This window comes from Streptomyces pacificus, from assembly GCF_011766325.1.
Classification (GTDB): domain Bacteria; phylum Actinomycetota; class Actinomycetes; order Streptomycetales; family Streptomycetaceae; genus Streptomyces; species Streptomyces pacificus.
In genome coordinates this window covers 40,332-66,874 of the sequence record NZ_BLLG01000025.1, presented here as the reverse complement: position 1 = coordinate 66,874, position 26,543 = coordinate 40,332, and the positions used below count along the sequence as shown (strand labels likewise).

The 26,543-nt window shown below is 72.5% G+C and carries 19 protein-coding genes and 1 pseudogene; 9 read left to right on the top strand and 11 right to left on the bottom strand.

Translation table 11 applies throughout. The features are described 5' to 3' along the window. Positions 1-593: 593 nt before the first annotated feature. Both SCWH03_RS26505 and SCWH03_RS26500 read left to right on the top strand, forming a co-directional pair. Positions 594-923, top strand: coding sequence for a hypothetical protein (locus SCWH03_RS26505; protein ID WP_173267165.1), 330 nt, complete (start codon positions 594-596; stop codon positions 921-923). A 366-nt stretch (positions 924-1,289) separates the two neighbouring features. After that, complete coding sequence (locus SCWH03_RS26500) at positions 1,290-2,381, top strand: NAD-dependent epimerase/dehydratase family protein (protein WP_173267163.1); 1,092 nt, start codon at positions 1,290-1,292, stop codon at positions 2,379-2,381. On the opposite strand, the pseudogene SCWH03_RS26495 reads toward SCWH03_RS26500, so the two are convergent. From SCWH03_RS26495 to SCWH03_RS26485, 3 genes and pseudogenes are all read right to left on the bottom strand, one after another. Further along, positions 2,378-3,139 (bottom strand): annotated as a pseudogene (locus tag SCWH03_RS26495) (glycosyltransferase family 2 protein); the annotation flags it as partial. The gene SCWH03_RS26500 and the pseudogene SCWH03_RS26495 sit on opposite strands and share 4 nt — an antisense overlap. Before the next feature lie 10 nt (positions 3,140-3,149). Beyond that, positions 3,150-4,493, bottom strand: coding sequence for an extracellular solute-binding protein (locus SCWH03_RS26490; RefSeq protein ID WP_173267160.1), 1,344 nt, complete (start codon positions 4,491-4,493; stop codon positions 3,150-3,152). A 37-nt stretch (positions 4,494-4,530) separates the two neighbouring features. Continuing rightward, positions 4,531-6,759, bottom strand: a complete 2,229-nt coding sequence (locus SCWH03_RS26485) for a molybdopterin-dependent oxidoreductase (RefSeq protein ID WP_254077044.1) — start codon at positions 6,757-6,759, stop codon at positions 4,531-4,533. Positions 6,760-7,171: 412 nt separating this feature from the next. Between SCWH03_RS26485 and SCWH03_RS26480 the strand changes: the two genes are divergently transcribed. The 5 genes from SCWH03_RS26480 to SCWH03_RS26460 all read left to right on the top strand — a co-directional run bounded on the left by SCWH03_RS26480 (position 7,172) and on the right by SCWH03_RS26460 (position 16,027). Continuing rightward, a complete protein-coding gene (locus SCWH03_RS26480; RefSeq protein WP_173267154.1) occupies positions 7,172-8,416 on the top strand; it encodes an acyl-CoA dehydrogenase family protein in 1,245 nt (414 codons plus the stop codon). Between the two features lie 164 nt (positions 8,417-8,580). Next, positions 8,581-10,041 (top strand): FAD-dependent oxidoreductase, encoded by a 1,461-nt coding sequence (locus SCWH03_RS26475; RefSeq protein WP_216854806.1) that lies wholly within the window; start codon positions 8,581-8,583, stop codon positions 10,039-10,041. A gap of 32 nt (positions 10,042-10,073) precedes the next feature. Then, positions 10,074-12,893, top strand: a complete 2,820-nt coding sequence (locus tag SCWH03_RS26470; RefSeq protein ID WP_173267152.1) for an AMP-binding protein — start codon at positions 10,074-10,076, stop codon at positions 12,891-12,893. 77 nt (positions 12,894-12,970) lie between these two features. Beyond that, positions 12,971-14,590, top strand: coding sequence for a tyrosine 2,3-aminomutase (gene cmdF / locus SCWH03_RS26465; protein WP_173267178.1), 1,620 nt, complete (start codon positions 12,971-12,973; stop codon positions 14,588-14,590). A 96-nt stretch (positions 14,591-14,686) separates the two neighbouring features. Further along, positions 14,687-16,027 (top strand): condensation domain-containing protein, encoded by a 1,341-nt coding sequence (locus SCWH03_RS26460; RefSeq protein ID WP_173267150.1) that lies wholly within the window; start codon positions 14,687-14,689, stop codon positions 16,025-16,027. 65 nt (positions 16,028-16,092) lie between these two features. On the opposite strand, the gene SCWH03_RS26455 is transcribed toward SCWH03_RS26460, so the two are convergent. Next, positions 16,093-17,679 carry a 4-hydroxyphenylacetate 3-hydroxylase family protein gene (locus SCWH03_RS26455; protein ID WP_173267148.1) on the bottom strand — a complete coding sequence of 529 codons (1,587 nt, stop codon included), beginning with the start codon at positions 17,677-17,679 and terminating at the stop codon, positions 16,093-16,095. 249 nt (positions 17,680-17,928) lie between these two features. Here SCWH03_RS26455 and SCWH03_RS26450 point away from each other — a divergent pair, with 249 nt between their 5' ends. Next, the gene (locus tag SCWH03_RS26450; RefSeq protein WP_308788890.1) at positions 17,929-19,113 is read left to right on the top strand and encodes an acyl-CoA dehydrogenase family protein; all 1,185 of its coding nucleotides are present in this window, start codon (positions 17,929-17,931) and stop codon (positions 19,111-19,113) included. 34 nt (positions 19,114-19,147) lie between these two features. Continuing rightward, a complete protein-coding gene (locus SCWH03_RS26445; RefSeq protein ID WP_173267144.1) occupies positions 19,148-19,579 on the top strand; it encodes an SgcJ/EcaC family oxidoreductase in 432 nt (143 codons plus the stop codon). A 117-nt stretch (positions 19,580-19,696) separates the two neighbouring features. Here SCWH03_RS26445 and SCWH03_RS26440 read toward each other — a convergent pair whose 3' ends face one another. From SCWH03_RS26440 to SCWH03_RS26410, 7 genes are all read right to left on the bottom strand, one after another. Beyond that, the gene (locus SCWH03_RS26440) at positions 19,697-20,947 is read right to left on the bottom strand and encodes a cytochrome P450 family protein (protein WP_173267143.1); all 1,251 of its coding nucleotides are present in this window, start codon (positions 20,945-20,947) and stop codon (positions 19,697-19,699) included. 108 nt (positions 20,948-21,055) lie between these two features. Continuing rightward, positions 21,056-21,919: a phytanoyl-CoA dioxygenase family protein gene (locus tag SCWH03_RS26435; RefSeq protein ID WP_173267141.1), complete on the bottom strand. Its 864-nt coding sequence runs from the start codon at positions 21,917-21,919 to the stop codon at positions 21,056-21,058. Further along, entirely contained in the window at positions 21,916-22,179 is a 264-nt protein-coding gene (locus tag SCWH03_RS26430; protein ID WP_173267139.1) for an acyl carrier protein, read from the bottom strand. Before SCWH03_RS26430 ends, SCWH03_RS26435 begins: the two co-directional genes overlap by 4 nt. 56 nt (positions 22,180-22,235) lie before the next feature. Continuing rightward, positions 22,236-23,132 (bottom strand): prephenate dehydrogenase/arogenate dehydrogenase family protein, encoded by an 897-nt coding sequence (locus SCWH03_RS26425; protein ID WP_173267136.1) that lies wholly within the window; start codon positions 23,130-23,132, stop codon positions 22,236-22,238. 115 nt (positions 23,133-23,247) lie between these two features. Then, positions 23,248-24,054 carry a TIGR03084 family metal-binding protein gene (locus SCWH03_RS26420; RefSeq protein ID WP_173267133.1) on the bottom strand — a complete coding sequence of 269 codons (807 nt, stop codon included), beginning with the start codon at positions 24,052-24,054 and terminating at the stop codon, positions 23,248-23,250. A gap of 111 nt (positions 24,055-24,165) precedes the next feature. After that, positions 24,166-25,833 carry an FAD-dependent oxidoreductase gene (locus SCWH03_RS26415; protein WP_173267131.1) on the bottom strand — a complete coding sequence of 556 codons (1,668 nt, stop codon included), beginning with the start codon at positions 25,831-25,833 and terminating at the stop codon, positions 24,166-24,168. After that, positions 25,830-26,417 (bottom strand): DUF5987 family protein, encoded by a 588-nt coding sequence (locus SCWH03_RS26410; protein WP_173267128.1) that lies wholly within the window; start codon positions 26,415-26,417, stop codon positions 25,830-25,832. The genes SCWH03_RS26415 and SCWH03_RS26410 overlap by 4 nt, the downstream gene beginning before the upstream one ends. Positions 26,418-26,543: the final 126 nt, after the last annotated feature.

The window sequence follows — 26,543 nt, the reverse complement described above, 5'->3', positions numbered from 1 at the left end:
GGCTGCTTACCGCCCTCCCCGGCACCTCCCGGATCAGGCTGCCCCCAGCTTCACTGGGCTGCTGCGACAGCCCAGAGGCGAAGGTCTCTCACCTCCACACGATCAACATGCGCTTTCCACGGCGCACCATCGCTCCTTCCCAGGCATAGGACTGATGCCACGGTATCCGTGAGGAGTTCACCCGGCCCGGTCTCGGGAAGGTTGATCAACTCCGGGTCCAGGTTGAGGACCTGGGCGATGTACGGCCACCAGTGCTCCGGGCTCCGCTCGCCGGTCATCCAGCGGCGAGCGTGCTGGCGTTGTAAGCGGCGGGGATCACCACTCTCAGCCATACCGAGAGCACGGGCAAGCTCGGAGGGCCCCCAGCCCCTCGTCTCGCACGCCTGACTGATCAATTCCGCGACGACCGGATTCCTCGGCACCCTGTCACCCTCCCCACCTGGATTACGCGGGATTACGCAGGACTACATCGTGGGCCCTGTCCTCGAATCACGAACCGCCGTTGACTGAACATCACCCACTCCAATCTCGATTGGCGCAGATCGGCCCTGATCAGGGCCGATCTGCGCCTGCCCGGCGAAAGGACAGCAACGATGGCCACGACGCCCGCCCACAACTCCAGCGTCCGCGAGGCCCTACCGCCGCCTACGGACGGGGAGATGTCACACCGCGCCGCAGCCGATGAAGTCGCCACCGATACCTTGCCGTTCATCTCCCACATCGCGCCGATCGCCCGGGACCTGCGCTACGACGGCACCCGCGACGAGATGCTGATGCCGGTAGAGGTCCATTTCCGCGGCGGAACCCGCCTCCCCACAGTCATGAGGGTGGAGCCAGGCCGAGTGGAACTCCTCAGCATCCAGCTCGCCCAAGCCATCGACCGGCGGCAGAGGGGGCTCGACGCCGGGGCACAGGGCCTGTGAGCCCCCGCCCTGTCCGACCCCCTGGAGCCCCTCCTCCTGTCGTGGGTGTTGGACGCTCGGGGCCGCAACCAGGCCCACCCTGCTCGGCCTGCTCACCCACGGCGAGCACGACACCGTCCACGGCCTGACCGTGGACCCCGCGCTCAGCACCCACGACGCCGACCCCTGACGAGGGTCGCCTGTAGAAACGCTCCGCCCCCGGGCTTGATGTCCCACACGCGGCTGTCGCCGCCTCAGCCTCGGACACCGAAGCGGCATCCACTGTCCGCCCCCTGGGGCCCGCAAAACCAGCCCCTCGACCCGCGGCCGACGAGTTGGCCGCCCGAACCGTCACGAGTTCCACCCGAACCAGCTTCTGGAGGCATCGTGCACCACCCCTCAGACCTCTCCGCCCTGGCCGGCAGCACCGTGCTGGTGACCGGCGGCGCGGGCCTCATCGGTTCCCGGATCGTCGCCCAGCTCCGGGTTCTGGGCGCCCGCCCCGTCACTCTGTGCACCATGAGCGCCTACCCCGAGCGCGTATACGCCGACTTGTTCGGGGTCCACGTGTCGGACCCCGATGTGGTCCTGGGCGATATCCGGGACACGGCGCTGGTCCGCAAGCTCGTCTCCGACTCGGACTACGTGATCCACGCTGCCGCTCTAGCGGACGTGGCTGCGTGCACCCGTGAACCGCTGGCCGCCATCGACACCAACATCGCCGGCACCCAGAGTGTCCTGGACGCTGTTGCCGCAACGGACCGTATCCGGCGCATGGTGTTCGTCTCCTCCGCGAGTGTCTACGGCGACGGCAACCCGGAGGAGACCGACACTCCCGAGCTGCTGACCATGCGGCAGTTGCTGGAGTCGGTGCTCGGCCGCATCCCGCCGCAGTTCCACGAGTTCACCCGCCGTCGGCCAGTGTCGGTCTACGGGAACACCAAGGCATGGGGCGAGGAGCAGACCTCTCTCATCCTCGGCCAGGTAGGCACCTCGTACGCGATCGTCCGGTACTTCTCCGTCTACGGCGAACCGCAGACTGTCAAGCCGAACTCGCACTCCTGGGTGGTCGCCTGGTTCGCCGCCCGCGCTCATCTGGGGCTTCCCCTGCACCTCAATGGAGGTGGCCGACAGATGCGGGACATGGTGCACGTGGACGACATCGCCGAGGGCACACTGCGGGCCCTGGTCAGCCCGCGTGCCCACACCGAGACCGTGAACATCGGGACCGGCATCCCGACCAGCGTCCGCCAGGTCGCGGAACTGGTCCGTGAGCACTACCCGAACACGGGCTTCTTGGACACCCCACTGCCCGCCGGCGATCCGCTCGGCGGGTACGCGGCCACCCGCCGGATGGAGAACATCCTGGGCTGCAAGCCGAAGGTCACCGTCGCCCAGGGGGTGGCCCGCTACGTCAACTGGCTGAGGGACACCCCGGCCGCCGCCCCCGGCTGGCTGCGGGAGTCCACGGCGGCTTAGACGACCGGCGGTCTGCCCAGTCGGGACATCCGCCACACCGTCCACCACCTGATGGGACGCCGAGGGCCCCCGCTGGTCCGGATGCCCTCGGCGAACCCGCCGAACGACGCTCGCAATCCCGCCAGGGACTTCGCACGGACCACGGTCAGCACCACCCACACCCCGAGGTAGACCGGCACGAGAGGCGCAGGCAGATGCCGCTTGGCAAGCCACACCCGGTTCCGTGCCGTCATCCGGTGGTAGATGGTGTGCCGGGCCGGCGAGGTCTTCGGGTGCTGGAGAACGAGTCGCGGCTCGTAGAGGACATCCCAGTCCCGGTCGATTGCACGCCAGGCCAAATCGGTCTCCTCATGTGTGAAGAAGAACGCGTCCGGCCAGCCACCGGTTTGCTCCAGCATAGGCATCGACAGTGCGTGCCCGCCGCCCAGGAACGTCGTCACAGGACCTGGCCGCATCGGATTTTTGGCCCGCAGGCGGGGCACGTGGCGCCGCTGGGTTGTGCCGGTCTCGTCCGCGATCCGGAAACTGAGGATGCCCAAATGGGGGTCCGCCCAGTACAGGTCCGCGATCCGCCGGAACACGCCTGTGTCGATCAGGAGCCCGTCGTCGTCCAGGTCCACGAGCACGTCCACGTCACCGAACTCGCGCAGGCGCTGCCAAGCGACGTTGCGGCCACTTGGCACCCCGAGGTTCTCATCCAGTTCCACCGCGATCACGCCGTCCGGCAACCCCGTGAGATCCGTCCCGTTCCCGACGACGCCGCGCCGGTCAGATGCGGACCGTGAGGCAGTCGGGGGTCTCCGGGCCGGTCCCGAGCGCGTAGGCGTTGTACGCGTCGAGGTGCCCCTGGGCTTCGGCGGTGGCCCGGGCGAGGCGGGCGTCCGGGTCGGCGCCCTCGGTCAGGATCTCCTCCATCGCGGCCATGAACACGATCTGCACCGCATGGAACGCGCCCAGCACCGCGCCGTGCGCCTCGGGCGGGCCGGCGCGCAATCCGAGCTGCTCGCTCGTGGCCCGGTGGTGCGGGTGCGCGTCGAACCAGCCCTCCTCCTCCAGCAGGGCGATGCATCCGTACGTCGCCGGGGCGGAGCCGCTGGCCTGGTGCCAGGCGGCCGCCGCGCGGGGGCTGTTCAGGTACTGCATGAACGCCAGCGCGCCGTCCCGGGTCGCCGCGTCGAGGCCGTCCGCGAGCCACAGCGAGTCCCCGCCGATCCAGTTGCCGGCGCAGGGCAGAGCACCGTTGCGGGGCAGGACGCCGACCTCGATGTCGAAGCCGGCGGCGGCCGCCGCCCGCACCATGTAGTTGGCGTCGAAGGACGAGCTCAGCCGCAGGGCCACCTCCTGGTCGGCGAAGGCCCTGAAGGTGCCGGCCCAGTCCTCCTGCACGCCGGTGTGCAGGTAGTGCCCGGCCCGGTGCAGGCCGCGCCACCAGTCCACGTACGCCTTCACCGCGTCGGAGGCCAGGTCGATGCGGGTGGCCCGGCCGTGCCGCCCGTTGCCCGCGTCCGCGAGCAGGGCGCCCTGCTGGGCGACCGCGTGCTGCAGGAACTTGCCGTCGACGGGCCAGGCGATGCCGTGCCGGGGGCCGCCGGCGAGGCGGGCAACGGCCTCGCACGCGGCCGTGGTGTCCTCCCAGGTCCGGGGCGCGGCGGCGACCCCGGCGCGGCGCAGCACTGTGGTGTTGGCGTACAGCAGCATGGTCGAGAGGGTCAGCGGCATCGTCGCGAAGTCGCCGTCGACGGTGTAGTACTCGCGTACGCCCGGCAGGAAGTCGTCGAGGACGACCGCCTCGCCGAGGATCTCCGCACGTCCGGCGACGGCCTTCTCCACGGAGACGAAGAGCGGGCTGCCGTCCCGGGCGCGGGCGTCGCGCGCCAGCTGCGAGGCTCCGGCGTAGTAGGTGGCGATCGCGGGGGCCCGGCCCTCGGCCGCCGCCCGGGCGATCGCGTCGGGGAGTTCCTGGTAGGAGAAGCCGCGGATATCGATCCGGTGGCCGGGGTGTGCCTTCTCGAACTCCCGGGCGCGTTCCCTGACCGGCTCCAGGAAGTCGGGGAACGGGAACTCGGACAGCCATGCCTCGATGACGACGGCGTCGTCCTGGGCGGGATGCATGGGTCCTCCAGTCGGGGGGCGGGGCGGGGGAACGGCGTCAGGCCGCGACGACCGGGAGCGGGACCCGATGCGGGGCGGCCCTGCCGGTGCCGGCGGGAGCCGGGGCGGGGGCGACCGTGACCGGGGCACCGTTGAAGACGGCGTTGCCGGACAGCGCGTCGGTCGCGGAGTCGTCGGTGAGGGCGTTGGCGTTCACGCCCGGGTGAAGCGAGGCGGTGCGCTGCGCCGACCCGGCGTGTCCCCAGCCGTGGGGCAGGCTGACGACGCCCGGCATGATGCGGTCGTCGGGCTCGACGGGCACGACCAGGTCGCCGGTGGCGGAGACGACCCTCGCGTGGGTGTCCAGACCGAGCCGGGCCAGGTCGTCGGGGTGGATGTGCAGCGTGCACCGGTTGCTGCCGCCCATCAGCGACGGGATGTTGTGCAGCCAGCTGTTGTTGGAGCGGAGCTGGCGCCTGCCGATGAGGACCATCGGCGGGGCCGGGGCGGCGAGCCGCTTGCGCAGCCGGCCGATCTCCCCGCCCAGCTCGGCGGGGGCGAGCCGGACGAGTCCCGACTCCGTGCCGAGCACCTCCTTCAGCCGCGGCTTGAGCGGGCCGAGGTCGATCCCGTGGGGGTGCTCCCGCAGTTCGGCGAGGGAGAGCCCGTACGGGCCGAGGCGCAGCATCGCGTCGAGCATCAGTTCGGGGCCGCTGTCGCCGTCGAGCAGGGCGCGGGCCTCGGCGGCCTCCATGCCCTCGAAGGGGGAGCCGGGGATCTGGGCCCCGGCGCCGAGGAGCTCGCCGAGCACCATCTCGTCGACCGCGGCGGGGTCGGCGTCGGCGCCCCGGCCGGCGGCGATCAGGCAGAGCCGGGCCATGATCTCCGCCTCGGAGAGCTGCCCGGGCTCGAGCGGGAGGACCGGTGGCGAGAACCGGGTGTAGTTGCGCACGGTGACGGTGAGCAGCAGCAGGTCGTAGTGCGGCATCTGCATCATGCGCGGTGGCGGCAGGATGACGTGGGCGCGCCGGGTGGTCTCGTTCAGGTACGGGTCGACGCAGACCATGAAGTCCAGGCCGTCGAGGGCCCGTCCCAGACGGGGGCCGTTGGGCGCGGACAGGACGAGGTTCCCGGCCACGCAGATCAGCGCCCTGACCTGCCCCTCGCCTGGGGTCTCCATCTCGTCGGCGAGGGTCGCGACGGGCAGTTCCCCGAGGGCCTCCGGCAGTTGCCGCACCCGGCTGTGCCAGCGGCCCGAGGTGAAGGGGCGCGGGCCCCAGGGCACCTCGAGGGTGGCGGGGCGGGTGAACATGACGCCGCCGGGACGGTCGAGGTTGCCGGTGAGGGTGTTGAGCACGTCCACCAGGTACTGGGTGAGGGTGCCGAAGTCGGCGGTGCTGGTGCCCATGCGGGTGTAGACGGCGGCGGTGGGCGCGGAGGCGAGTTCGCGGGCGAGCCGGACGATGGTCGCGGCGGGCACCCCGGTCGCGGCGGACACCGCGTCGGGGGTGAAGGGGGCGGCGTGCGCCCGCAGCTCCCCGAGCCCTTCGGTCTCGACGCGTACGGTGGTGAGGTCCTCCGCGAACAGCGTGTGGACGAGGGCGAACAGCAGCAGGGCGTCGGTGCCGGGCCGGACGAAGACATGCTCGTCGGCGAGGTCGGCGGTGCGGGTGCGGCGCGGGTCGAGGACGACGATCCGGCCGCCGCGCGCCCGGATCGCCTTCAGCCGGCCGGGAAAGTCGGGGGCGGCGCACAGCGAGCCATGCGACTCGGCCGGGTTGGCGCCGATGACCAGGAGGTGGTCGGTGCGGTCCAGGTCGGGCACGGAGATCGCCATGGCGTTGCCGAACATCAGGCCGCAGGAGACGTGCTTGGGCATCTGGTCGATGGTGCCGGCGCTGTAGAGATTGGTGGTGCCCAGGGACTGCGAGAGCGGCCCGCGGTAGAAGATGCCGCCCATGGTGTGGAAGGTCGGGTTGCCGAAGTAGGCGGCGACGGACTGGCGGCCGTGCTTCTCGAAGACGCCCGTCAGGCCCTTCTCGACGGCTCGGAACGCCTCGTCCCAGGTGGCCTCGCGCCACTGGTCGCCGGTGCGGATCATCGGCGTGCGCAGCCGGTCGGGGTCCTCGTCGATCCGGCCCAGGCTGGCGCCCTTGGGGCAGACGTAGCCCTGGGAGAACGGGTCGTCGGGGTCGCCGCGGACGCCGGTGACGCGGTCGTCGTCGAGCTCGATCCGCAGTCCGCAGACGGCGTCGCAGAGGGGGCAGGTGCGGTGCGCGGTTCTCAACGGGACTCCAGGTCGTCGGGTGGCGGATCCGTCGCGGCCGGCACGACGGACCGGGCGGTCCGACGATCGCACCGCCCGGTCGCGGGCCGCATCTTCCCGCGTGCGGTCGTGCCCCTCCGGACGCGGGCACGCGGCGCACGCGCGGGTGCCCCGTCCTGCGTCCGTGCGCCGCGACCGGCATTGCCTCCGGGGCACATCCGGCACCGCGTCCAGCGCAGCATCCCGGCACCGCGACCGCACCGCGTCCAGCGCAGCCTCCGGCGCTGCGCAATCGAGGAGATGCCCGCACCGGCGGGCTGGTGCGACGCTGCGCGCCATGGCCGTGGGCCAGGGTCGCGGCGCGGCGCGACATGGGCGGGGCGCCCTGTGCCGCGGTGCGGCTTCATTCCAAGGCGAAGGAAACCGCGCAGCAATGACCGTCACCGCGAGTGCTTCCGAACGTACCGCCGTCCCGGTACCCGAGCCCGGACTGACCCCGGACGAGGTCGTGGCCCGGGCCGAGGAGCTCGCCCGCGGGCTGATCGGCCGTCAGGCCGAGACGGAGCAGCGCGGCTTCTACGCCGAGGACACCCATGAGGCGTTCCGCGCGGCGGGCCTGTACCGGATCCTCGTCCCGCGGCGCTACGGGGGTTACGAGTTCGGCGTCGAGACCTTCATGCGGGTGGTGGTCGCCCTTTCCCGGGGCTGCCCCTCGACGGGCTGGATGTACTGCCTGGGCGCCGCCCACGCGCACGCGGTGGCCACCCTGTTCGACGAGCGGGCCCAGGCGGAGGTCTTCGCCTGCGGCGACTTCCTGTGCCCCTCGACGGTGGCCCCGAACGGGACGGGACGGCGCACGGCCGACGGGCGGTGGCTGATCGAGGGCACCTGGCGCTACTGCTCCGGGTCGCCGTACGCCACGCACTTCCTGGGCCACACCCTGGTGGACGACGGGGACGGCGGCGTACGCCCGCTGCTGTTCGTCGCCCCGCGCGAGACGTTCACCCGGCTCGACGACTGGGGCGCGCAGCTCGGCCTGCGGGGCAGCGGCTCGCACGGCCTCCGGATCGAGAACGCGCTGGTCCCGGACCATCTCACCCTGGACACCCACCTGAGCCAGGTGAATGTCGCGGGCGGCACCCCGGGGCGCACCCTGCACGGCAACCCGATGTACGGGGGCGGACCGCTGAGCTTCATGATCCTGGAGGACGCGGCGCTCGCCGTCGGCATGGCCAGGGGGGCTCTCGACGCGTACGAGGAGCTGATGAGGTCGCGGCAGACGCTGTTCCCGCCCGTCGTCGCCCGCTTCGAGGATCCGGACTTCCAGTACTGGTACGGCGAGGCGGCCGGCCTGGTGCACTCGGCGGAGGCCGGTCTGCTGGGTGCGATCCGGCTGTGGGACGAGTTCGCCGCCCGGGGCGACGTCACCGCCGAGCACGAGCTGCGGGTCGCCGGGGTCTGCCGTGAGGCGGTGCGGATGAGCTGGCGCGCGGTCGAGAGGTACCTCTTCCCGACCGCCGGTTCCAGTGCCGTCCGCGAAGGCGAGCGCATGGAGAGGATCTGGCGCGACATGTCCATGCAGCAGAGCCATGCCGGAATCGCCGTCTTCCTGTTCACCGCCGCCAACCGCGAGCTCACGCGCGCCCGTTTCGGTGCAGGAGCGGAGGGCGGCCACTGAGCCTTTGGGCCGCCCGCCCGCACGGCGCGGCGGCCGGGGGCAGCACGCCAGGAGATGCGCCGCGGTGAGCCGGGGCGCGACGATCGGCTCCTGGGGAGCCGATCACCTGATGGCATACCAGACCAGAATTCCACCCCATACCGGGGAATTTCGAGGAGGTACCCGTGTCGGGCGACAAGACCGGTACTCGCGCGGTGGTACTCGGCGGAAGCATCGCCGGCCTGTTCGCGGCCAGAGTGCTCGCCGATGCCTATGACGACGTACTCATCGTGGACCGAGACGTCCTGGTCGGGGTGGAAGGGCCGCGCAAGCACTGCCCCCAGAGCCGGCACATCAACGGCCTGCTGGCCCGCGGCCAGCTCGCCATGGAGGAGATGTACCCGGGCATCACCGAGGAGATCTTCGCGGACGGCGTCCCCACCGGAGACCTCGCCGGCCATGTGCGCTGGTACTTCAACGGCCGGCGCCTGAAGCCCGCGGTCGCGGGCCTGACCTGTGTGGCCGCGAGCCGCCCCATGCTGGAGAAGCACATCCGCCGGCGCACCGCCGCGCTGCCTGCGGTCTCCTTCCGCGAACAGCACGACATCCTGGGCCTGGTGACGACCCCGGACCGCGGCCGGGTCACCGGCGTCCGCGTCCAGAGCCTGCTCGGGGAGGGCGGCGAGGAGGTCGTCGAGGCCGACCTCGTGGTAGACGCGACCGGCCGCGGCTCACGCACCCCCGTATGGCTGGAGGAACTCGGCTACCCGCGGGTGGTCGAGGAGCGCAAGAAGATCGGCCTCGCCTACGTCACCCAGCACTACAGGCTGCTGGGTGACCCGTACGACGGCGATCTGTCCATCAACCCGGTGGCCTCGCCCGCGCTGCCCCGCGGCGCCATCTTCACCAAGACCGACGGCGACCGGGTGGAGCTGACCACGTACGGCCTGCTCGGCGACCACCCGCCGACCGACCAGGAGGGCCTGTACGCCTGGGTGAAGTCACTGGCGGTGCCGGACATCCACGACGCGCTGCAGCATGCCGTGCCGCTGGACGAACCGGTCGCCTTCCGCTTCCCGACGACGCTGCGCCGCCGCTACGAGGACATGGACCGCTTCCCGCTGGGCCTGCTGGTCACCGGCGACGCGGTCACCACCTTCAACCCGGTCTACGCCCAGGGCATGACGGCCGCCGCGCTCGGCGCCCTGACCCTGCGCGACCACCTGCACACCGGCGCGGCCCCGATCCCCGCGCAGTACTTCCGCGATCTCGCCACCGAGGTCATCGACCCGCCGTGGGAGATGACCAACGCCGTCGACCTCACCTTCCCCGGGGTCCAGGGCGAGCGCACCAGGCAGGTCAAGGCGGCACAGACCTTCCTGAAGCTGGTGCAGACCGCGGCCGTCCACGACGGCAAGGTCACCGCCGCGTACATGCGGGGCGCCGGACTCGTCGACAAGCCCGACGCCATGATGCGCCCGGCGTTCCTGGCCCGCGTGCTGTGGAACGTGGTGCGCGGCGCGATCACGGACCGGCTCGGCGGCGGCACGAGGGGCGCGACCGCCCACCGCCCGGAAGCGGCGGCCTCCTCGGGGCGCCAGGCGTCCCCACCGTCCCGCGACGACGAACTCGTCTCCACGAACTGATCCGCACCCGGACTGCGACGAAGGGAGCGGGCGTGACCGAGACGGCCCAGGTGGTCCGTGCGTACGCCGTGACCGGCGGCCTCGACCTGCCGGCGCTGCGCGCCGCCTGGCACGGGGTCGCCACGCGGGACCGCATCGGGGACGGCGGCGACGACGGCGCCGGGCCGGGCGGCGCGCAGCGCCGGATCACGGAACTCGGCGATGTCACGGACCCCGGCCCGTGGCAGGCCGCCGAACGGCTGTGCGCCGACCCCTCGTGCCTCTTCTTCCCCGCCGGACACGGCCCGGCCGCGCGCCTGACCGTTGCGCGGGCCGCCGATGGCGGACACCTCGTACTGCTGGCCGCGAACCGGGCGTTCACGGCCGACGGCCGCCGGCTCGCCTCCCTCGTCGACGGCCTCGGCGCCGCCTACGCGGCCGCTGTCGGGGCCCGGGCCGGGGCCGGAGGCGACCCGGCCCTCGCCTCGTTCGACTGGGGTACGGGGCAGGCCCGGGCCGTCGGGGCGCTGGCCGCCTCCGAGGGGGCCGCCCCTGCTGACGTCCTGCTGGCGGCGTACTGCTGCCTCATCGGGCGCCACCGCGACACGAGGCGGCCCGTCGTGGCCGTGCGCGGGACGGGCGGCGGCCGGACGGCGGTCCGCGCCGACCTGTCCCGCGCCGGCCTGTCCCGTACCCCGGTCGAACGAGGCGACGGCCTGTCCCGCGCCGGCCTGTCCGGCGGCCCGTCCTTCCGTGAACTGGTACGGCAGGTCTCCGTGGCGGCCCGCGAACCGGCCCCGGACGCCCCCGTGGACGCTGCGTTCGCCGTGGAAGGCCCGGTCGAACCCGTGCTCCGGCTGCCCGGTGCCCGGGTTCGGCGGCTGCGGTCCTGCGGTGCCCTGCCCGACACGGACCTCACCCTCACGGTGGACGACGGCGCGCCCCGCCTCACGGGCTCACTGGAGTACCGGACCGCTCCCTTCGACTCCGCGGCCGCCCCCGGTCTGCTCGGCCAGTTCCGCACCCTCCTGGACGCGGCGCTGGGCGACCCCGGCGCACCGGTGGCCGGCCTCCCCCTGGAGACGCCCCAGCAGCTCCGCTCGGCCGTGTGCGAGGCGGACCTCACCGGTACGAAGCCGACGCCGCAGCCGGGAGCGCGCGGCTCGGGAGCGCCGCAGCCGGGAGCGCCGGAGCCGGGGCCCGGCCCCGACGGCGGGCCGCCCGTGCACGAGCGGGTGCGTGCCGTGGCCCTGGCCTCGCCCGCCGCACCCGCCCTGGACACCGGGCACGGCAGGGACACCGTCAGCTACGCCGAGTTGACCGCCCGGGCCGCAGGGATCACTCACGCGCTGCGCGCGCTCGGCATCGGCGAGGGCGCGCCGGTGGCGCTCCGGCTGCCCAACGGCCCCGGCCAGGCCGCGGCGCTGCTCGGTGTCCTCGGCGCGGGCGCCCACGCGGTGGGCCTCGCCGCCCGGGACTCGGGGGAGCGCGCCAAGGCCGTCCTCGCCGGGCTGCGCCCGCACTGCCTGGTGGTGGCCGGGGAGCAGGCGAACGCGCCGCTGCCGACCTGGTACCGCGTCGAACTCGGCGGCCGCGTCCTCGACCTGGACGCGCTCCCCCGGCCCGGCCTCGGTGCCTCCCCCGGCTCCGCGGCCCCGCTCCCGAAGGACTTCCCGACCGGCCCGGTCTCCCCCGCCCGGGCCCTGCCCGGCGCGGGCGGCGCGAGCGCGCCGCCCGCGCCGGGCCTCTCCGGCTCCGCGGCCGACCGGTGGGCCTACATCGCCTACACGTCCGGCTCGACCGGCGTACCCAAGGGCATCCCGCAGACGCACCGGACCCTCGCCCAGTTCGTCGACTGGTTCACCGGCGCCTTCGGCGTCGGGCCCGGGTCCCGCGTGGCGCAGTGGGCCCAGCCCGGCTACGACGCCTCGCTGGTCGAGCTGTTCGCGGCGCTGACCACGGGCGCCGCCCTCTGCCCGGTCCCGGACCGGCTGCGGGCCCACCCGGAGAAGCTGGCCGGCTGGCTGGAGTCGGAGCGGATCACCCACTTCCAGACGGTGCCGAGCTTCGCCCGGGAACTGCTCGCCGCACTCGACACCACGGGCGCACGGCTCTCCTCGCTGAGCCACCTCCTGCTCGCGGGCGAGGCGCTGCACGGGGAGCTCGCCGATGCCCTGCGCGCCGCGCTGCCCGGCGCCCGGCTGGTCAACCTCTACGGCGCCACCGAGACCGTTCTGGCCACCTGGCACGAGGTGGACGGGGCGGCCGGCGACGGCTTCGTCCCGGTCGGGCGTCCGATCCCGGGCCGTCAGGTGGTGGTCCTCGACGAGCACGACCGGCCCTGCCCCACGGGTGTCACCGGCCGCCTCGTGGTGTGCGGCCCGTACGTCACCCCCGGCTACGTCGGTGCCGAGCGGCCCGACGAGGCCTTCCGTCCCGTGGCCGGCCCCGCCGGGTCCGGTCTCGTCGGCAGAGCCTGCTACCGCGGCGGGGACCTGGGGCGCAGGCGCTGGGACGGCCTGCTGGAGTTCCGGGGCCGGGAGGACTCCCGGGTCAAGATCCGCGGTACCCGGCTGGAGCTGACCGACATCGAGGCCGCGCTCGGCTCCGACCCGTCGGTGGCCGCGTGCGCGGTGGTCGCCCGTACGGCAGCGGACGGGCTGGTGGAGCGGCTGGTGGCGTACGTGGTGCCGAGCGGCGGAGGGGACGGCGATCCGGCAGGTGCCTCGGGCGCCTGGCGCGCCGCGCTGCGCGGCTGGTTCGGCGGGGCCCTGCCTCCGGTGTCGTTCGTGACGCTCGCGCGCCTGCCCCACAACAACGGCGGAAAGGTCGACCGCCGTGCGCTGGCGGACCTCGCCCAGGCCCCGCGCTGAGCGCCTCCGGCGCCCGCCGTGCGCCGGCTTCCCACCCGTATACGTATCCAATCCATGATGGGGTGAATATCGTGACCATGCTCGAAACCGGCTTCTCAGTCGACTCGGACGGGTCGAGCGTCAGCTTCGACGGCGAGAACCTTGACATCCCGGCGGTGCGCCGGGTCGCCGAGGACCTGGCCCCGGTCTCCGTGGCTCCAAAGGCCCTGGCCAAGGCCGCACGGAGCCGCGCCCAGTTCGAGAAGATCATCCATGACGGCACCCCGGTCTACGGTGTCACCACCGGCTACGGCGAGATGATCTACATGCTGGTCGACCCCTCCAAGGAGGTCGAGCTCCAGACCAACCTGGTGCGCAGCCACAGCTCCGGCGTCGGCCCGCTCTTCGCCCAGGACGAGGCCCGCGCCGTCGTCGCCGCCCGCCTCAACGCCCTCTCCAAGGGCTACTCCGCGGTCCGGCCCGAACTGCTGGAGCGCCTGGCCCTCTACCTGAACCGGGGCATCACCCCGGCCATCCCGGAGATCGGCTCACTGGGCGCCAGCGGCGACCTGGCCCCGCTCTCGCACATCGCGAGCACCCTGATCGGCGAGGGGTACGTCCTCCGGGACGGCAAGCGGGTGCCGACCGGCCAGGTGCTGCGCGAGGAGGGCATCGAGCCGCTGCAACTGCGCTTCAAGGAGGGCCTCGCGCTCATCAACGGCACCTCGGCCATGACCGGCCTCGGCTCCCTGGTCGTGGGCCGCGCCCTGGAGCAGGTGCGCCAGGCCGAGATCGGCACCGCGCTCGTCCTGGAGGTGCTGCGCGGGTCGACCAGCCCCTTCCAGGCCGAGGGCCACGACATCGCCCGCCCGCACCGGGGCCAGATCGACACCGCGGCCAACATGCGCGCGCTGCTGGCCGGCAGCGGCCTGGTCCTCGACCACGCGGAGCTGCGCCACCAGGCCGAGGAGCAGCGCGGCGGCGGGGACGTCTCGCGCACCGAGGTCTACCTGCAGAAGGCGTACACGCTGCGCGCCATCCCGCAGGTGGTCGGCGCGGTCCGCGACACGCTCTACCACGCCGCGGAGAAGCTGCGGACCGAGCTGAACTCCGCCAACGACAACCCGCTGTTCTTCGACGGCGAGGAGGTCTTCCACGGCGCGAACTTCCACGGCCAGCCGATCGCCTTCGCGATGGACTTCGTCGTCCTCGCCCTCACCCAGCTCGGCGTGTTCTCCGAGCGGCGCACCAACCGCCTGCTCAACCGTCACCTCAGCGACGGCCTGCCCGAGTTCCTCGTCGCCGGCGACCCCGGGCTCAGCAGCGGATTCGCCGGCGCCCAGTACCCGGCCACCGCCCTGGTCGCCGAGAACCGCACGATCGGCCCCGCCTCCACCCAGTCCGTCCCGTCCAACGGCGACAACCAGGACGTGGTCAGCATGGGCCTGATCGCCGCCCGCAACGCCCGCCGGGTGCTGTCCAACAACACCCGCATCCTCGCCGTCGAGTTCCTCGCCGCCGCCCAGGCCGTCGACCTCTCCGGGCGCCGCGATGCGCTCGGCCCGACCGGCCGCGCGACCTACGACACGATCCGGTCGCTGGTGCCCACGCTCGACCGCGACCGCTACATGTCCGACGACATCGAACTGGTGGCCGCCGCCCTCTCCCGCGGCGAGTTCCTCGGGGCCGCCGAGCAGACCGGCGCCGTGCTGGCCTGAGCCCCGCGCTCCTTCGACCCGGTCGCTTCCGGCGGGGCGCCCCGGGGGCGCCCCGCCGGAAGCGACGCCCGCCCCCACGAGACCTGGGACGAACCCATGAGTATTCCGCTCTCCTTCAACCAAGAATTCCTCTGCATGTTCGACCAGGGCGACGAGGAGGGCCCCTTCGGGCCGCTCTACAACATCGTCGGCGGCTGGCGGCTCACCGGGAAGACCGACACCGAAGCGCTCCAGGAGGCACTGAACGACGTCGTGGCCCGTCACGAGGCGCTGCGCACGACCGTCGTGCGCACCCCGGGCGAGCAGCGCCAGGAGATCCACCCGCCCACGCCGGTGTCCCTGACCGTCCGGGAGATCCCCGAGCCGGACCCCGCCCTGCGCGACCGCCGGGCCGAGGAGCTGCTCATCGAGCTGGAGGGCGGACGGTACGGCGTCACCGAACTGCCCCTGCTGCACGCGGTGCTGGGCCGGTTCGACGAGGACGACGCGGTCCTGGTCCTGGTCGTCCACCACACGGCGGCCGACGAGGTCTCCATGCAACTCGTCATCCGCGACCTCGGCGTACTGTACGCCCGGCGGCGCGGGCACGAGACCGGGCAGCTGCCGCAGGCGACGCCGTTTCGCGACTTCGCCGCCTGGGAGCGGGAGCGATACGCGCCCACCGCGGAGGTAAAGGCCCGCGCCTACTGGCGCGAGCAGCTCGCCGGAGCGGCCATCACCGGTGTTCCCAGCGACCACCGGAAGTCCGCGGGCGTGCCGAAGAAGACCTCCGTACACCGCTTCCTGGTCGACGCGGAGCTGACCTCCGCTGCGCTGGCGCTGGCGAAGGAGACCCGCGGCTCGGCCTTCATGGTGCTGCTCGCCGCCTACAAGGTGTTCCTCAACGAGCGCGTCGGCGCCACCGACGTCGCCGTACCGACGATGGCCTCGGGCCGTGGCCCCGCCCGGTTCGAGAACACCGTCGGAGCGTTCTTCAACTTCGTCCCGCTGCGCACCGACCTGTCGGGGGCGGCCACCTTCCGCGAGGTGGTGGAGCGCACCCGGGCCACCTGCCTGAAGGCGTACGGGAACTTCCTGCCGTTCGGCCAGGTGGTGGCCGAGGCCCCCGCCTCGGCCGCGTCGTTCGCCGCCGACGACCTCGGCGTCGTCGCCTTCCAGGTGTTCCAGTTCCCGGCGCTGGAGGCCGAGGAGGCCGGCGACCTGCGGATCTCCGAGATCCGCCGCCGCCTGCTGTCGCAGGACGTCTCCACCGACATCCCGGACGGTGTGATGTTCCAGCTCGACATCGACCCCCGCTCCGGCGAGATGCTCGGCCACCTTGGGTTCAACACCAACCTGTTCCGGGAGGCGACGATGCGGGAGTTCGCCGCCGGGTTCGTCGAGGTCCTGGCCCGTACGGTCGCCGCCCCCGACGCGCCGCTGGAGCTGGCCTCCTGAGACCTCGCGTCCGCCCCCTTCCGCCCGCGCTCCCCCCGGGGATCGCGGGCGGACCCCCGGGGGGCTCAGCCGTCCGCCAGGGTGCCCCGGACCCGGGAGCGCAACTCGTCGAAGGAGGCGAGATCCGGCACGGTCCAGCCGTCCAGGTCGTACTCGGACAGGCACTCGTCGACGAAGGCCTTGTACCCGTCGACCTGACCGGAGGTCACCTGCGCGAGCAGCAGCTCCACCCGGGAGTTCTCGTGGTTGCCGGCGTAGTTGCGCTCGTACAGTTCGTGCCGGCCGCCGAACTCGGTGCCGACCGCGTCCCACAGCAGCTTCATCACCTTCACCCGGTCCACGGCCTCCACACCGCCCGAGCCGCGGAGGAACTTGTCGAGGTAGGGACGCACATCGGGGTTCCTGAAGTCCTCGGCGCCGGAGTTGACGTAGATCAGGCCGCTGGCGACGTCCTGCTGCACGATCTCCTTGATCCGCGGGTAGCCGATCTGCATGAACCAGCGGTAGGCCATCCCGTACTGCGGATTGGGCAGCAGCGCCCCGTTCTTCCACTCGACGGGGTTGCGGGCGGCGGCGTCCGAGAGCCCCCAGAACAGGTTGCGCCAGGCCAGCACCTCGCCGACGCGGCTCTGCACGCCCCGGAAGTCCTTGGTCCCGGTGATCTCCAGCGCCTTGACCAGCAGACCGGCGATGAACTCCAGCTTCACGGCGAGGCGGGTGCAGCCGTGGAAGGTGAAGCGCTCCACGAAACCCGACCGGCCGGGGAACATCTGCACCTTGCCCAGGTGCCCGTAGACGAAGACGTTCTCCCAGGGGATGAGGACCTTGTCCAGGACGAGGATGGTGTCGTTCTCGTCCAGCCGGGACGACAGCGGGTAGTCGAACGGGCTGCCCATGGCCGCCGCGGTGGCGGTGTAGGACGGGCGGCAGATCAGCTTCATGCCCGGCGCGTCCATGGGGACGGTGGCGACCAGCGCGAACTCCCGCTTCCTGACCGGGAGGCCGAAGTGGGCGATGAAGTTGTAGTGGGACAGGGCGGAGCCGGTGGCCACCACCTTGGCGCCGCTGACCACCAGACCGGCGTCGGTCTCCTTCTCGACGTGGATGAAGACGTCCTCCACCTCGTCCGGCGCCCGGTCGCGGTCGACCGGGGGGTGCACGATGGCGTGGTTCCAGAAGAGGACCTTCTCCTGCGACTCCCGGTACCAGCGGCGGGCATTCTCCTCGTACGGGGCGTAGTAGTCGGCGTTGGCGCCCAGCGTGCCGAGGAACGAGGCCTTGTAGTCGGGGCTGCGCCCCATCCAGCCGTAGCCGAGCCGCGCCCATGCCGCGATGGCCTTCTGGTCGGCGACCAGGTCCGCGGAGCTGCGCGGGGTGGTGAAGAAGCTGTGGGTGTACCCGTCGCTGCCGGTGTCGGTCGGCTTGGTGAGGATTCCGCGCTGGGCCGGATCGTGCAGGGCGTCGTACATCCGCGCCGTCATGCGGATCGGATTCCTGAACGCGGGATGGGAGGTGACATCCTTTACCCGTTCGCCGTAGAGGTATATCTCCCGGCCGTCCCGCAGACTCTCGATATATTCGTCACCGGTCAGCGGGCGGGATTTACGCCGCGCTTCGGCGGGGCCGTCGGGGATATCCTGACGATCGGTCATCGGATTTCTTCCCTCTTCCTCTTCCTCTTCCACGAGGCTTTCCACGACATGCTGCGCGCCTCATGGTCGCAGTCCGGGCCGGTCAGGGCTTCTCCCAGGATGCGGCATCGGGTGTCGCACGGACCGCGCGGACGATCCCGCAATCCTGAAGATGCAGGCCGCAACAGCCGGCTGGGAGGGTCGTCGCCATGTATCGCGGACGGCTTTTTCCGGCGTCCGGGGATAGGACGTCTTTGGGAGGATATGGTGCTGACGGCGACCGATGTTCCTACGCGGGAACAGCTTGTTCGTCGAGCGTCCGAACTCGTGCCGCAGCTTCGTGGGAAAGCGGCCTGGGCGGAGCGGACCCGGCGTGTTCACGACGATTCGATCGAGGCCCTGGCGGACGCCGGGATCTTCCGGATGCGGGTGCCCGCCCGTTTCGGCGGGTACGAGGCAGACACGCGCACGCTCGTCGACGTGGCGGCCGAGATCGGCCGCGCCGACGGCTCCACCGGCTGGACCGCCTCGGTGTACTGGATCCCCACCTGGATGGCCGGCCTGTTCCCGGACCACGTCCAGGACGAGGTGTTCTCCACCCCCGACGTCCGTATCTGCGGCACCCTGAGTCCGAGCGCGATGGCCGCCCCCGCCGAGGGCGGCATCGTCGTCGACGGCAAGTGGGGCTTCATCAGCGGTGCGCTGCACGCCCACTGGCAGGTCGTCGTCGCCGTGCAGGTCGCCCCGGACAGCGAGCCGATGCCGGTCATGGCCCTCGTGCCGCTGGCGGACCTGCGGATCGTCGACGACTGGGACACCTCCGGCCTCAGAGGCACGGGAAGCGTCAGCACGGTCGCCGAGAACGTCTTCGTCCCGGCCGACCGGGTCCTGCCGCTCGGCGTCGTCATGCAGGGCCGGGGCGGCGCGTCGCGGGCGAACGCCGAGTCCGCGATCCACCGCGCTCCGCTGCTGCCGGTCGCCTCGGCGTCTTCGGTCGGCGCGGTACTCGGCATGGCGCGCGCCGCCAAGGAGGCGTTCCTGGAGCGGCTGCCCGACCGCAGGATCACCTACACGGACTACGCGAGCCAGGCCGAGGCCCCGCTCACCCACCACCAGGTCGCGAACGCCGCACTCAAGATCGATCAGGCCGAGTTCCACGCCCACCGCCTCGCGGACCTCGTCGACGCCAAGTCCGCGCGGGACACGCACTGGACCCTGGAGGAGCGGGCGCGTGCCCGCGCCGACATGGGCGCCGTGATCCGGCTGGCCAAGGAGGCCGTGGACATCCTCGCCTCGGCGAGCGGCGGCTCCTCCGTCTACAGCGACGTCGCGATCCAGCGCATCGCCCGGGACGTCCAGGCCGTCAGCCTGCACGCCCTGATGCACCCCGACACCAACACCGAGCTGTACGGGCGGGTCCTGTGCGGCCTCGAACCCAACACGCTCTACGTCTGAACCGACCGGCCCAACGCACAAGAAGGGGAGCAGCATGACCGCAGCACCATCGGCCGCGCCCGGCGCCGCCGTCTCCGCCGAGGACAGGGCGGCCGTCGCCGCACTGCCCGGCCGCATCGTCGAGGCCTGGGCCGCGCACGACGCGGCGGCCTTCGCCCAGGTCTTCACCGCCGACGGCACGATGATCCTGCCCGGCGTCCACCGCAGCGGGCGCCCGGACATCGAGGCCTTCATGTCCGGGGCCTTCCAGGGCCCGTACAAGGGCACGCAGGTCACAGGCACGCCGCTGGCGCTGAAGTTCCTCGGTGAGGACGTGGCCCTCGTGATCACCGAGGGCGGTGTGCTGGCCCCGGGCGAGTCCGCCGTCGCCGACGAACGTGCCATACGCGCCACCTGGGTGGCCGCCAGGCAGGACGGTGCCTGGCGGCTCGCCGCGTACCAGAACAGCCCGCGCGACAGCGCCTGATCCGTCCGCGGCGGCGCCCCACCGGCCCGGCGCCGCCGCGGCACACGCGCGGCACACGCGAAGAGCGGCGTCCCCGCTTCCGGACCCGGGGGGCGCCGCTCTTCCTCGTGCCCGGGGTCAGCGGGCGCCGGCCGGCACGGGGGCGGTCAGGCGCACGGGCAGCGCGCGGTGGCCGTTCATGATGAACGTGGGCAGCGGCTGCAACTCGTCGGCCGGCACCGCGAGGGACAGGTCGGGGAAGCGCTCGAACAGGGTGGACAGGCCCACGGTGGCCACCAGGCGGGCGACGCCGGCACCCAGGCAGTAGTGGGGGCCGTGGCCGAACGACAGGTGCTCCTTGTCGGCGCGGGTGAGGTCGAAGTCGCCGGCGGTGTCACCGTGCAGCTCAGGGTCGCGGCCGACGCCGCTGTAGTTGACGAGGATCGGGTCGCCCTTGGGGATCGTCACCCCGTCCAGCTCGATGTCCTCGACGGCGTACCGCAGCGGCAGGTGCGCCAGCGGCGACTCCACGCGCAGCGTCTCGTCGATCACGTCGTCCCACGAGGCGCGGCCGGACCGGACGAGTTCGAGCTGCCCGGGGTGGGTGAGCAGGGCGGTGATGGCGTTGTCGAAGAAGTTGATGGTGGTCTCCGAGCCGGCGCCGAGGATGGCGAAGATGGTGTCGCACAGCTCGGCCTCCGACAGCCGGGAGCCGTCCTCGTCGCGGGCCGCGATCAGGTCGCTGGTGATGTCCTCGCCGGGGTCGGCGCGCTTGCGGGCGACCAGCTCCTCCATGGCGCCGCGCCAGTTGTGCAGGACCGCCCGGGCCTGCTCCGGGGTGACGGTGGTGTCCACCATCATGTCGATCACCTCGGCGGTGGCGGTGCGCGCCTCCTCGGACATGCCGATCAGCTCGGCGACGAGCATGGCCGGCAGCGGATAGGCGAAGCGCTCGCGCAGATCGACGACCTCACCGGGCTCGGCGGCCTCGAGCGCGTCGAGCAGCCCGTTGGTGAGCTGCTCGATCAGCGGGCGGACGGCCTGGGTGCGGCGGGGTGTGAAGGCCTTGCCGACGAGCCGGCGCAGCCGGACGTGGTCCTTGCCGTAGGCGGTGACCATGTTGTCCATGGCCACCCAGCTGATCATCTCCCAGTCGGGGCGGACGCGGCCCTCGATGAAGTCAGGCCAGTGGTTGCGGGCGCTCTTGGTGACCTTCGGGTCCGTCAGGATCCTGCGCACGGTGGCGTAGTCGTTGACCGACCAGGCGTGGACGCCGCCGGGGAGCTCCACCCGCACGGCGGGCCCTCGGGCGCGCAGGCCCGCTGCCTCGGAGTGGATGTCCCGGCCCGTGGTGTCGAGGGGGTGTGCGACGGGGCATTGCAGCGACATGGGTTCTCCCGCGAAGAGGTTTTCGGTGGTGGGGTCCGGGCGGGACGGGCGTCGGGGCCGGCCGCTCGGAGGAGCCGGCCGGTGCGTGCCGGCCGGTGTGCCCGGGGGCTACGGGACGGTGGCCGGCTGCGGTCCGGTGCCGCCATCGAGGAGGACGTACGGGTCGTCCATCTCGTACCAGCCGAGGCCGGGCGGGCAGCGGTCGTAGCCGAGCAGCCTTCGCACCTCCTCGGGGTAGGCCAGGACGGACTCCCGGGGGACCGCGAGGTACTGGTTCTCCTCCTGGCGGAGGTTGCCGAGGTCGAGCGCGATGGTGAGACCCGTACGCGGGGTGCCCGTGGTGTTCGCGCCGCCGCCGTGGTAGACCCCGCCGAGCCAGACCAGGCCCGAACCGGCCCGCATCTCGGTGGGGATCGCCTCCTCGGCCCGCGGCGGGCGCTCGTCGTCCCAGTGGTGGCTGCCGGGGATCACCAGGGTGCCGCCGTTGCCGGCGGTGAAGTCGCTCATGGCCAGCATCAGCTGCACCCGGCTGGTGGGGCCGGGGTGGCGGCGCAGGTGCAGCGCGTCGTCCCGGTGCAGGGGCTGCCTGCCCTGGCCGTGGTGGATCTGGATCGCCTGGGTTCCGCTGATCTGGACGGTCGGCACGAGCGCGGTGCGGGACCGGCCGATCCAGACATGGACCGGCCGTTGCATGATCCGGCGGGCGGCGCCCAGGAACAGGGGGTGCGTCGCCACCGGGGTGAGCCGGTTCGTCCGGGCGAAGACGGAGGAGACCCGGCGGGTGCGGGTCCCGTTGTACCAGTCGCCGCTGTAGTCGCGGGCTTCGAGGGCGGGACCCAGGTCGTCCCACAGTGCCCGGAGGGTCCCGGCGTCCGCGAGGTCCTCGACGACCAGCGCTCCGTCGCGCTCGAGGATCTCCACGGCCTCGTCGAGGCCGCTGTCGGGCGCGACCCGTCGAAGACCGGTCGTCACGGCGTCACCTCGCTGCCGCCGGAACGGGCCCCGACCAGGCGGACGAGGGACTCGAGGGTCGGGTCCTCCTCGAAGATGTCACCGACCTCGATCTCCGCGCCGAGCTCCTCCTCGATACGGATCACCAGGCGGGTGGCGGTGATGGACTCGCCGCCGGACTCGAAGAAGGTGGCCCCGGCCCCGTTCCCGGGTGCGTCTCCGAGTACCTCGGTCCAGATCCTCCTCACCGTCTCGGCGGCCGTCGCCACATCGGTGCTCATACGCTGCTCTCCCCTCTCCCGTCGGGCCGCCCACCGGGGCGGGTGCGCAGGCAGCTTCACACCCGCGCTCTCGGGCGGGCATCTCCTGTGTTGCGGGACCCGGCCGACTCGAGCAGGGCGGCCCGCCCTCGGTGGCCCCGCAGGAGCAGTCCGCCGACGGACACGGAGCAGATGTCGCCGCCGTCCCTCAAACCCGATGCCATCAGGGCGAGATCGGCGGCCACGCGCTCCATCCCGGCGGCCACGGCCGGGGCGTTGTGGGTGAGGACGTCGCTCCACAGGCGGGTGTCCGAGGCGGTGGTCCGCACGGTGTCGCGCAGACCCCCGCCCGCGAGGGCGAGGACGTCGGGGGCGGTGTCCGCGAGCTGGGCCGCGAGCGCGAGGGCCACCAGCATCGGGGTGTGGCAGACGGTGGCGACGGCCTCGTCGTGGGCCCCGGGCGGCATCGTGTGCGCGACCGCGCCGCACAGGGTGACGAGTTCCTCCACCGCGGCCACCGCCTCGGGGGGCACCGAAGGGCCCGGGCACAGGATCCAGGGCCGGCCGGCGAACAGGCCGGGCTCCGCGGCGGCCGGGCCGGACGGTCCCCCTGCGGTCATCGGGTGCCCGGGGACGTACCCGCGCACGTCGCAGCCGCGCAGCACTGCCTCCTCCCAGATCAGCCCCTTGACTTCGGCCACATCGGTGTAGGCGCGGCCCAGCCCGCGGGCCTGGGCCTCGTAGAGCACGTCCACGACGGCGGACGGCGGGGTGGCGACGACGACGAGGTCGGCGGGCGGGGCGCCGGGCGCCAGCGGGACGCCGGCTCCCCGGCCGACGGCCGGCGCCACCGCCCCGGGGTCCGGGTCGGCGAGAAGGACGGCGATCCCGGCGCGGGTGAGGCACAGGGCGAGAGAGGTCCCGATCAGTCCGCAGCCGATCACGGTCACACTGCGCAGTCCGGGGCGGCTCACGGTCTCTCCTGGTGGGCTTCTGCTCTGCGCGGGCGGCCGGAGCCGGCGGGCCGACGCGGGGGTCCGTCCGGTCACGGGGGCCGCCGGGCGGCCCGGTGGCGGTGCGGCGGACGGGTCAGTCGCAGCACGGGTCGGCGAACTGTCCGGGGGTCCGGCCCTCTCCGGCGGGACCGCGGTAGGCCTGGGCGATGTCGAGCCAGTGGTCGGCCGCGTCGCCGGAGGCGGTCAGGGCGAGGTCGTCGCGGTGACGGCGCCGGGTCACCAGGAGGCAGAAGTCGTGAACGGGGCCGGTGATCTTCTGCGCGGCGTCCTCGGGGCCGAAGGCGAGCACCTCGCCGGCGGGGGTGGTGAGCTCGAAGCGGAACGGCTCCTCCGGCGGGGTCAGGCCACGGGAGAGGTATCCGAAGTCGCGGGTAAGGACCGCGAATCGGGCCAGGTGGCGGAGGCGCTCGGTGGGCTCGCGGCGGACCCCGAGTGCGTCGGCGATGTCCTGTCCGTGGCCGAACAGCTCCATGATTCCGGCGCAGGCGAGGACGGCCGGCGGCAGCGGGTTGACCAGCCAGGGCACCACCGAGTCCTCCGGGACGGCGGCCAGTGCCTCGAGGGAGGCGTCGCCCTCGCCGCGGAAGCGGGCGAGCAGTTCGCCCGGCGGGAAGCAGTTGAACTGCTCGAGGGCGGCGTTGACGGCTCCGTCGAAGTTCCGGGAGGCCGAGGCGGCGACGCCCTTGAAGGTGTCCGGGTCGGCGGCGGCCGTCTTGGCGAGCCGGAAGATGAAGGTCAGATGGGCGATCTGGTCCGCGACACTCCAGCCGGGGGCCGGAGTGGGCCTGCTCCAGTCGGCCTCGTCGATGCCATGCACGAGGTCCCCGACCTCGTCGATGTCGGCGGCCAGTGCCTTGAGTACGTCGTTGAGGGTGTCCATGTCCTGCTCACTCCCGAAGGGGTTCCGTGGTCGGTCTGTGTGGGTCCGAGGTCGATCTCCTGTGGCGGCTCGCCGGAGCTGCCGAGCCTCCGGCACGGCTCAGCCGGCGAGTCAGACGCCGGCGAGCTGCTTCCTCCGCAGCAGCGGCAGTACGGCGTCACGTCCGCCCTTGTAGCCGGTGGGGGCGGGGGCGCCGTAGGTGACGGCGACGCCCTTGGCCCGGGCGGCGGCCACGATGTGGGGCACGGCGCGCTCGGCGAGGGCGGCGATGGTCATCGCCGGGTTGACGGTGAGGGCGCCGGGGACGGCCGAGCCGTCGGTGACGAAGATGCCGGAGTGGCCGCGCAGTTCGTTGGTGTCGTCGAGGGCCGAGGTGAGCGGGTCGTCGCCCATCCGGCAGGAGGCCAGCGGGTGCACGGTGTAGGCGCCGACGAGGTCGTTGGTCCACGGCATCACCTTGGCGAGGCCGTCCTTCTCCAGGATCTCCTTCACGTCGGCGTCGGCCTGGCGCCATCCGTGCCAGGTGTTCTCGGTGGGTTTGTACGAGAGGTTGCCGCGGCCGAGCATCTGCTGGGAGATGCGGTGGGCGTTGCCGGTGGCCGGCGGCGGTCCGAAGACGCCCTCGTTGTCGTCCTCGGTCATGCTGAAGATCGTCAGCCATGACTTCCAGTGCCTGAGGATCTCCTTCTTCTCCCTGCCGAACCAGGTCGGTCCTGAGGCGTCGGGCACCTGGGCGAGGATGGTGCCGAGGCCCGGCGGGAAGTAGAGCTGCTCCAGGGAGTAGCGGGAGTACTCGGGCAGGGAGCCGTCCAGCTTGTCCCAGCTCGCCACGGTCGGGCCCTTGCCGATCGCGTTGGCGCCGTAGGGCAGCTGCCCCTCGCCGCGGCTCAGGCCGAGGACCTCGGCGACCTTGTCCTCGTCGAGGATGGCGGTGTTGAGGCGTTCGCCGTTGCCGGAGAAGTAGCGGCCGACCGCGTGCGGCATCGCGCCCAGGCGGGCCTCGCTGCGCCCCAGGATGACCGGGGTGGCCGCTGCGCCGGCGGCCATCACGACGATCTTGGCCTCGATGACGCCGGAGCCGCTCTGCAGGCGGTAGTCCTCGTCGTCGACGATGTTGTAGTGGACCCGGTAGTCGCCCTCGGGGGTCCGCTCCAGGTGCTGCACCTCGTGCAGCGGGCGGATCTCCGCGCCGTGGGCGAGCGCGCCGGGCAGGTAGTTGACGGTCAGCGACTGCTTCGCCTCGAAGCGGCAGCCCGCCATCATGAAGTTGCAGTTGACGCACTTGGAGTTGTCGACGGCCGCGGCGAGCGGGTTGGCGGTGCGCCCGGCGTGGTTGCAGGCGGCGGCCCACAGGCCGCCCGCGTAGGAGGCGTCGGCCCAGTCCTGCTTGCCGACCGAGAGGGACTCCTCGATCCGGTCGTACCACGGGTCGAGGGTCTCGCGGCTGACGGACTTCGGCCACATCCGGCGGCCGATGCTGCCGTGCCGGTCGAAGACGAACCGGGGAGCGCGCGGCATGGCGGCGAAGTAGACGACGCTGCCGCCGCCGACGCAGTTGCCGCCAAGCACGCTCATGCCGTCGCCGACGACGAAGTCGAAGATCCGGGTGTAGGAGGAGCCCAGCTTGTAGTCGTGCTCGAACTCGTCGCTCTTCAGCCAGGGCCCGCGCTCCAGGACGGTGACCTTGGCGCCGCCGGCGGCCAGGTGGTAGGCGGCGATCGCGCCGCCGAACCCGCTGCCGATGACCAGGACGTCGGTCTTCTCGGTGGTGCCTCTCATGCCGGGCTCCCGGAGGGGGTGGTGTCGGGGTGGAGGCCGGCGAGCCGGCGGCCGTAGCCGAAGTCCTGGAAGCGCCACAGTCCGTCGGCGTCCGGGACGGTGATGCCCATGGCCGCCAGGCCCGGGTGGCCGTTCTCGATGGCCTCGTCGGTGTGCAGATGGGCGGCGGAGTCGAAGGCCATGTTGCAGAAGAGGGAGAGCAGGACCCAGAAGTCCTTCTCCGGGTGGCCCGGCGTGGTCAGTTCCCGGACGAGCCGGACGCGGTCGTCGTAGTCGAGGGACACGAACGGCGGGACGGTCCGGTCGAGCGTGCGACCGGTCTTCTCGGCGTAGGCCCTGGCGTGGCCGTCGACCCGGCTCGCCAGGTCCTCGAGCCCGTCGTGGATGCCGGTGGCGTCCCAGCGGAGCAGGTCGAGGGCTCCGCAGGCGACGGCGCCGCCGCCGGTGCTGACCCCGGCGACGGCCCGGTCTCCGGGCCAGCGCTTCTCCCCCGGCACGATCGTGTCCGCGTAGGCCTCGAGGGTGAGGGTGGCAGCGGCTGCGATGTCGACCTTGCGCTCGGGGATCCTTCTGGTCCTTCTCACAACAGGCAACTCATCCTCCGGTGGCTGGGTGGGGACTTCCTGCTGGCGACGAGAAGAACGTAGAACTGCTGAGTTCTTTCAAACAACCAATGCATATGGCGTTCACCGAACGCGAGTTGCACTACG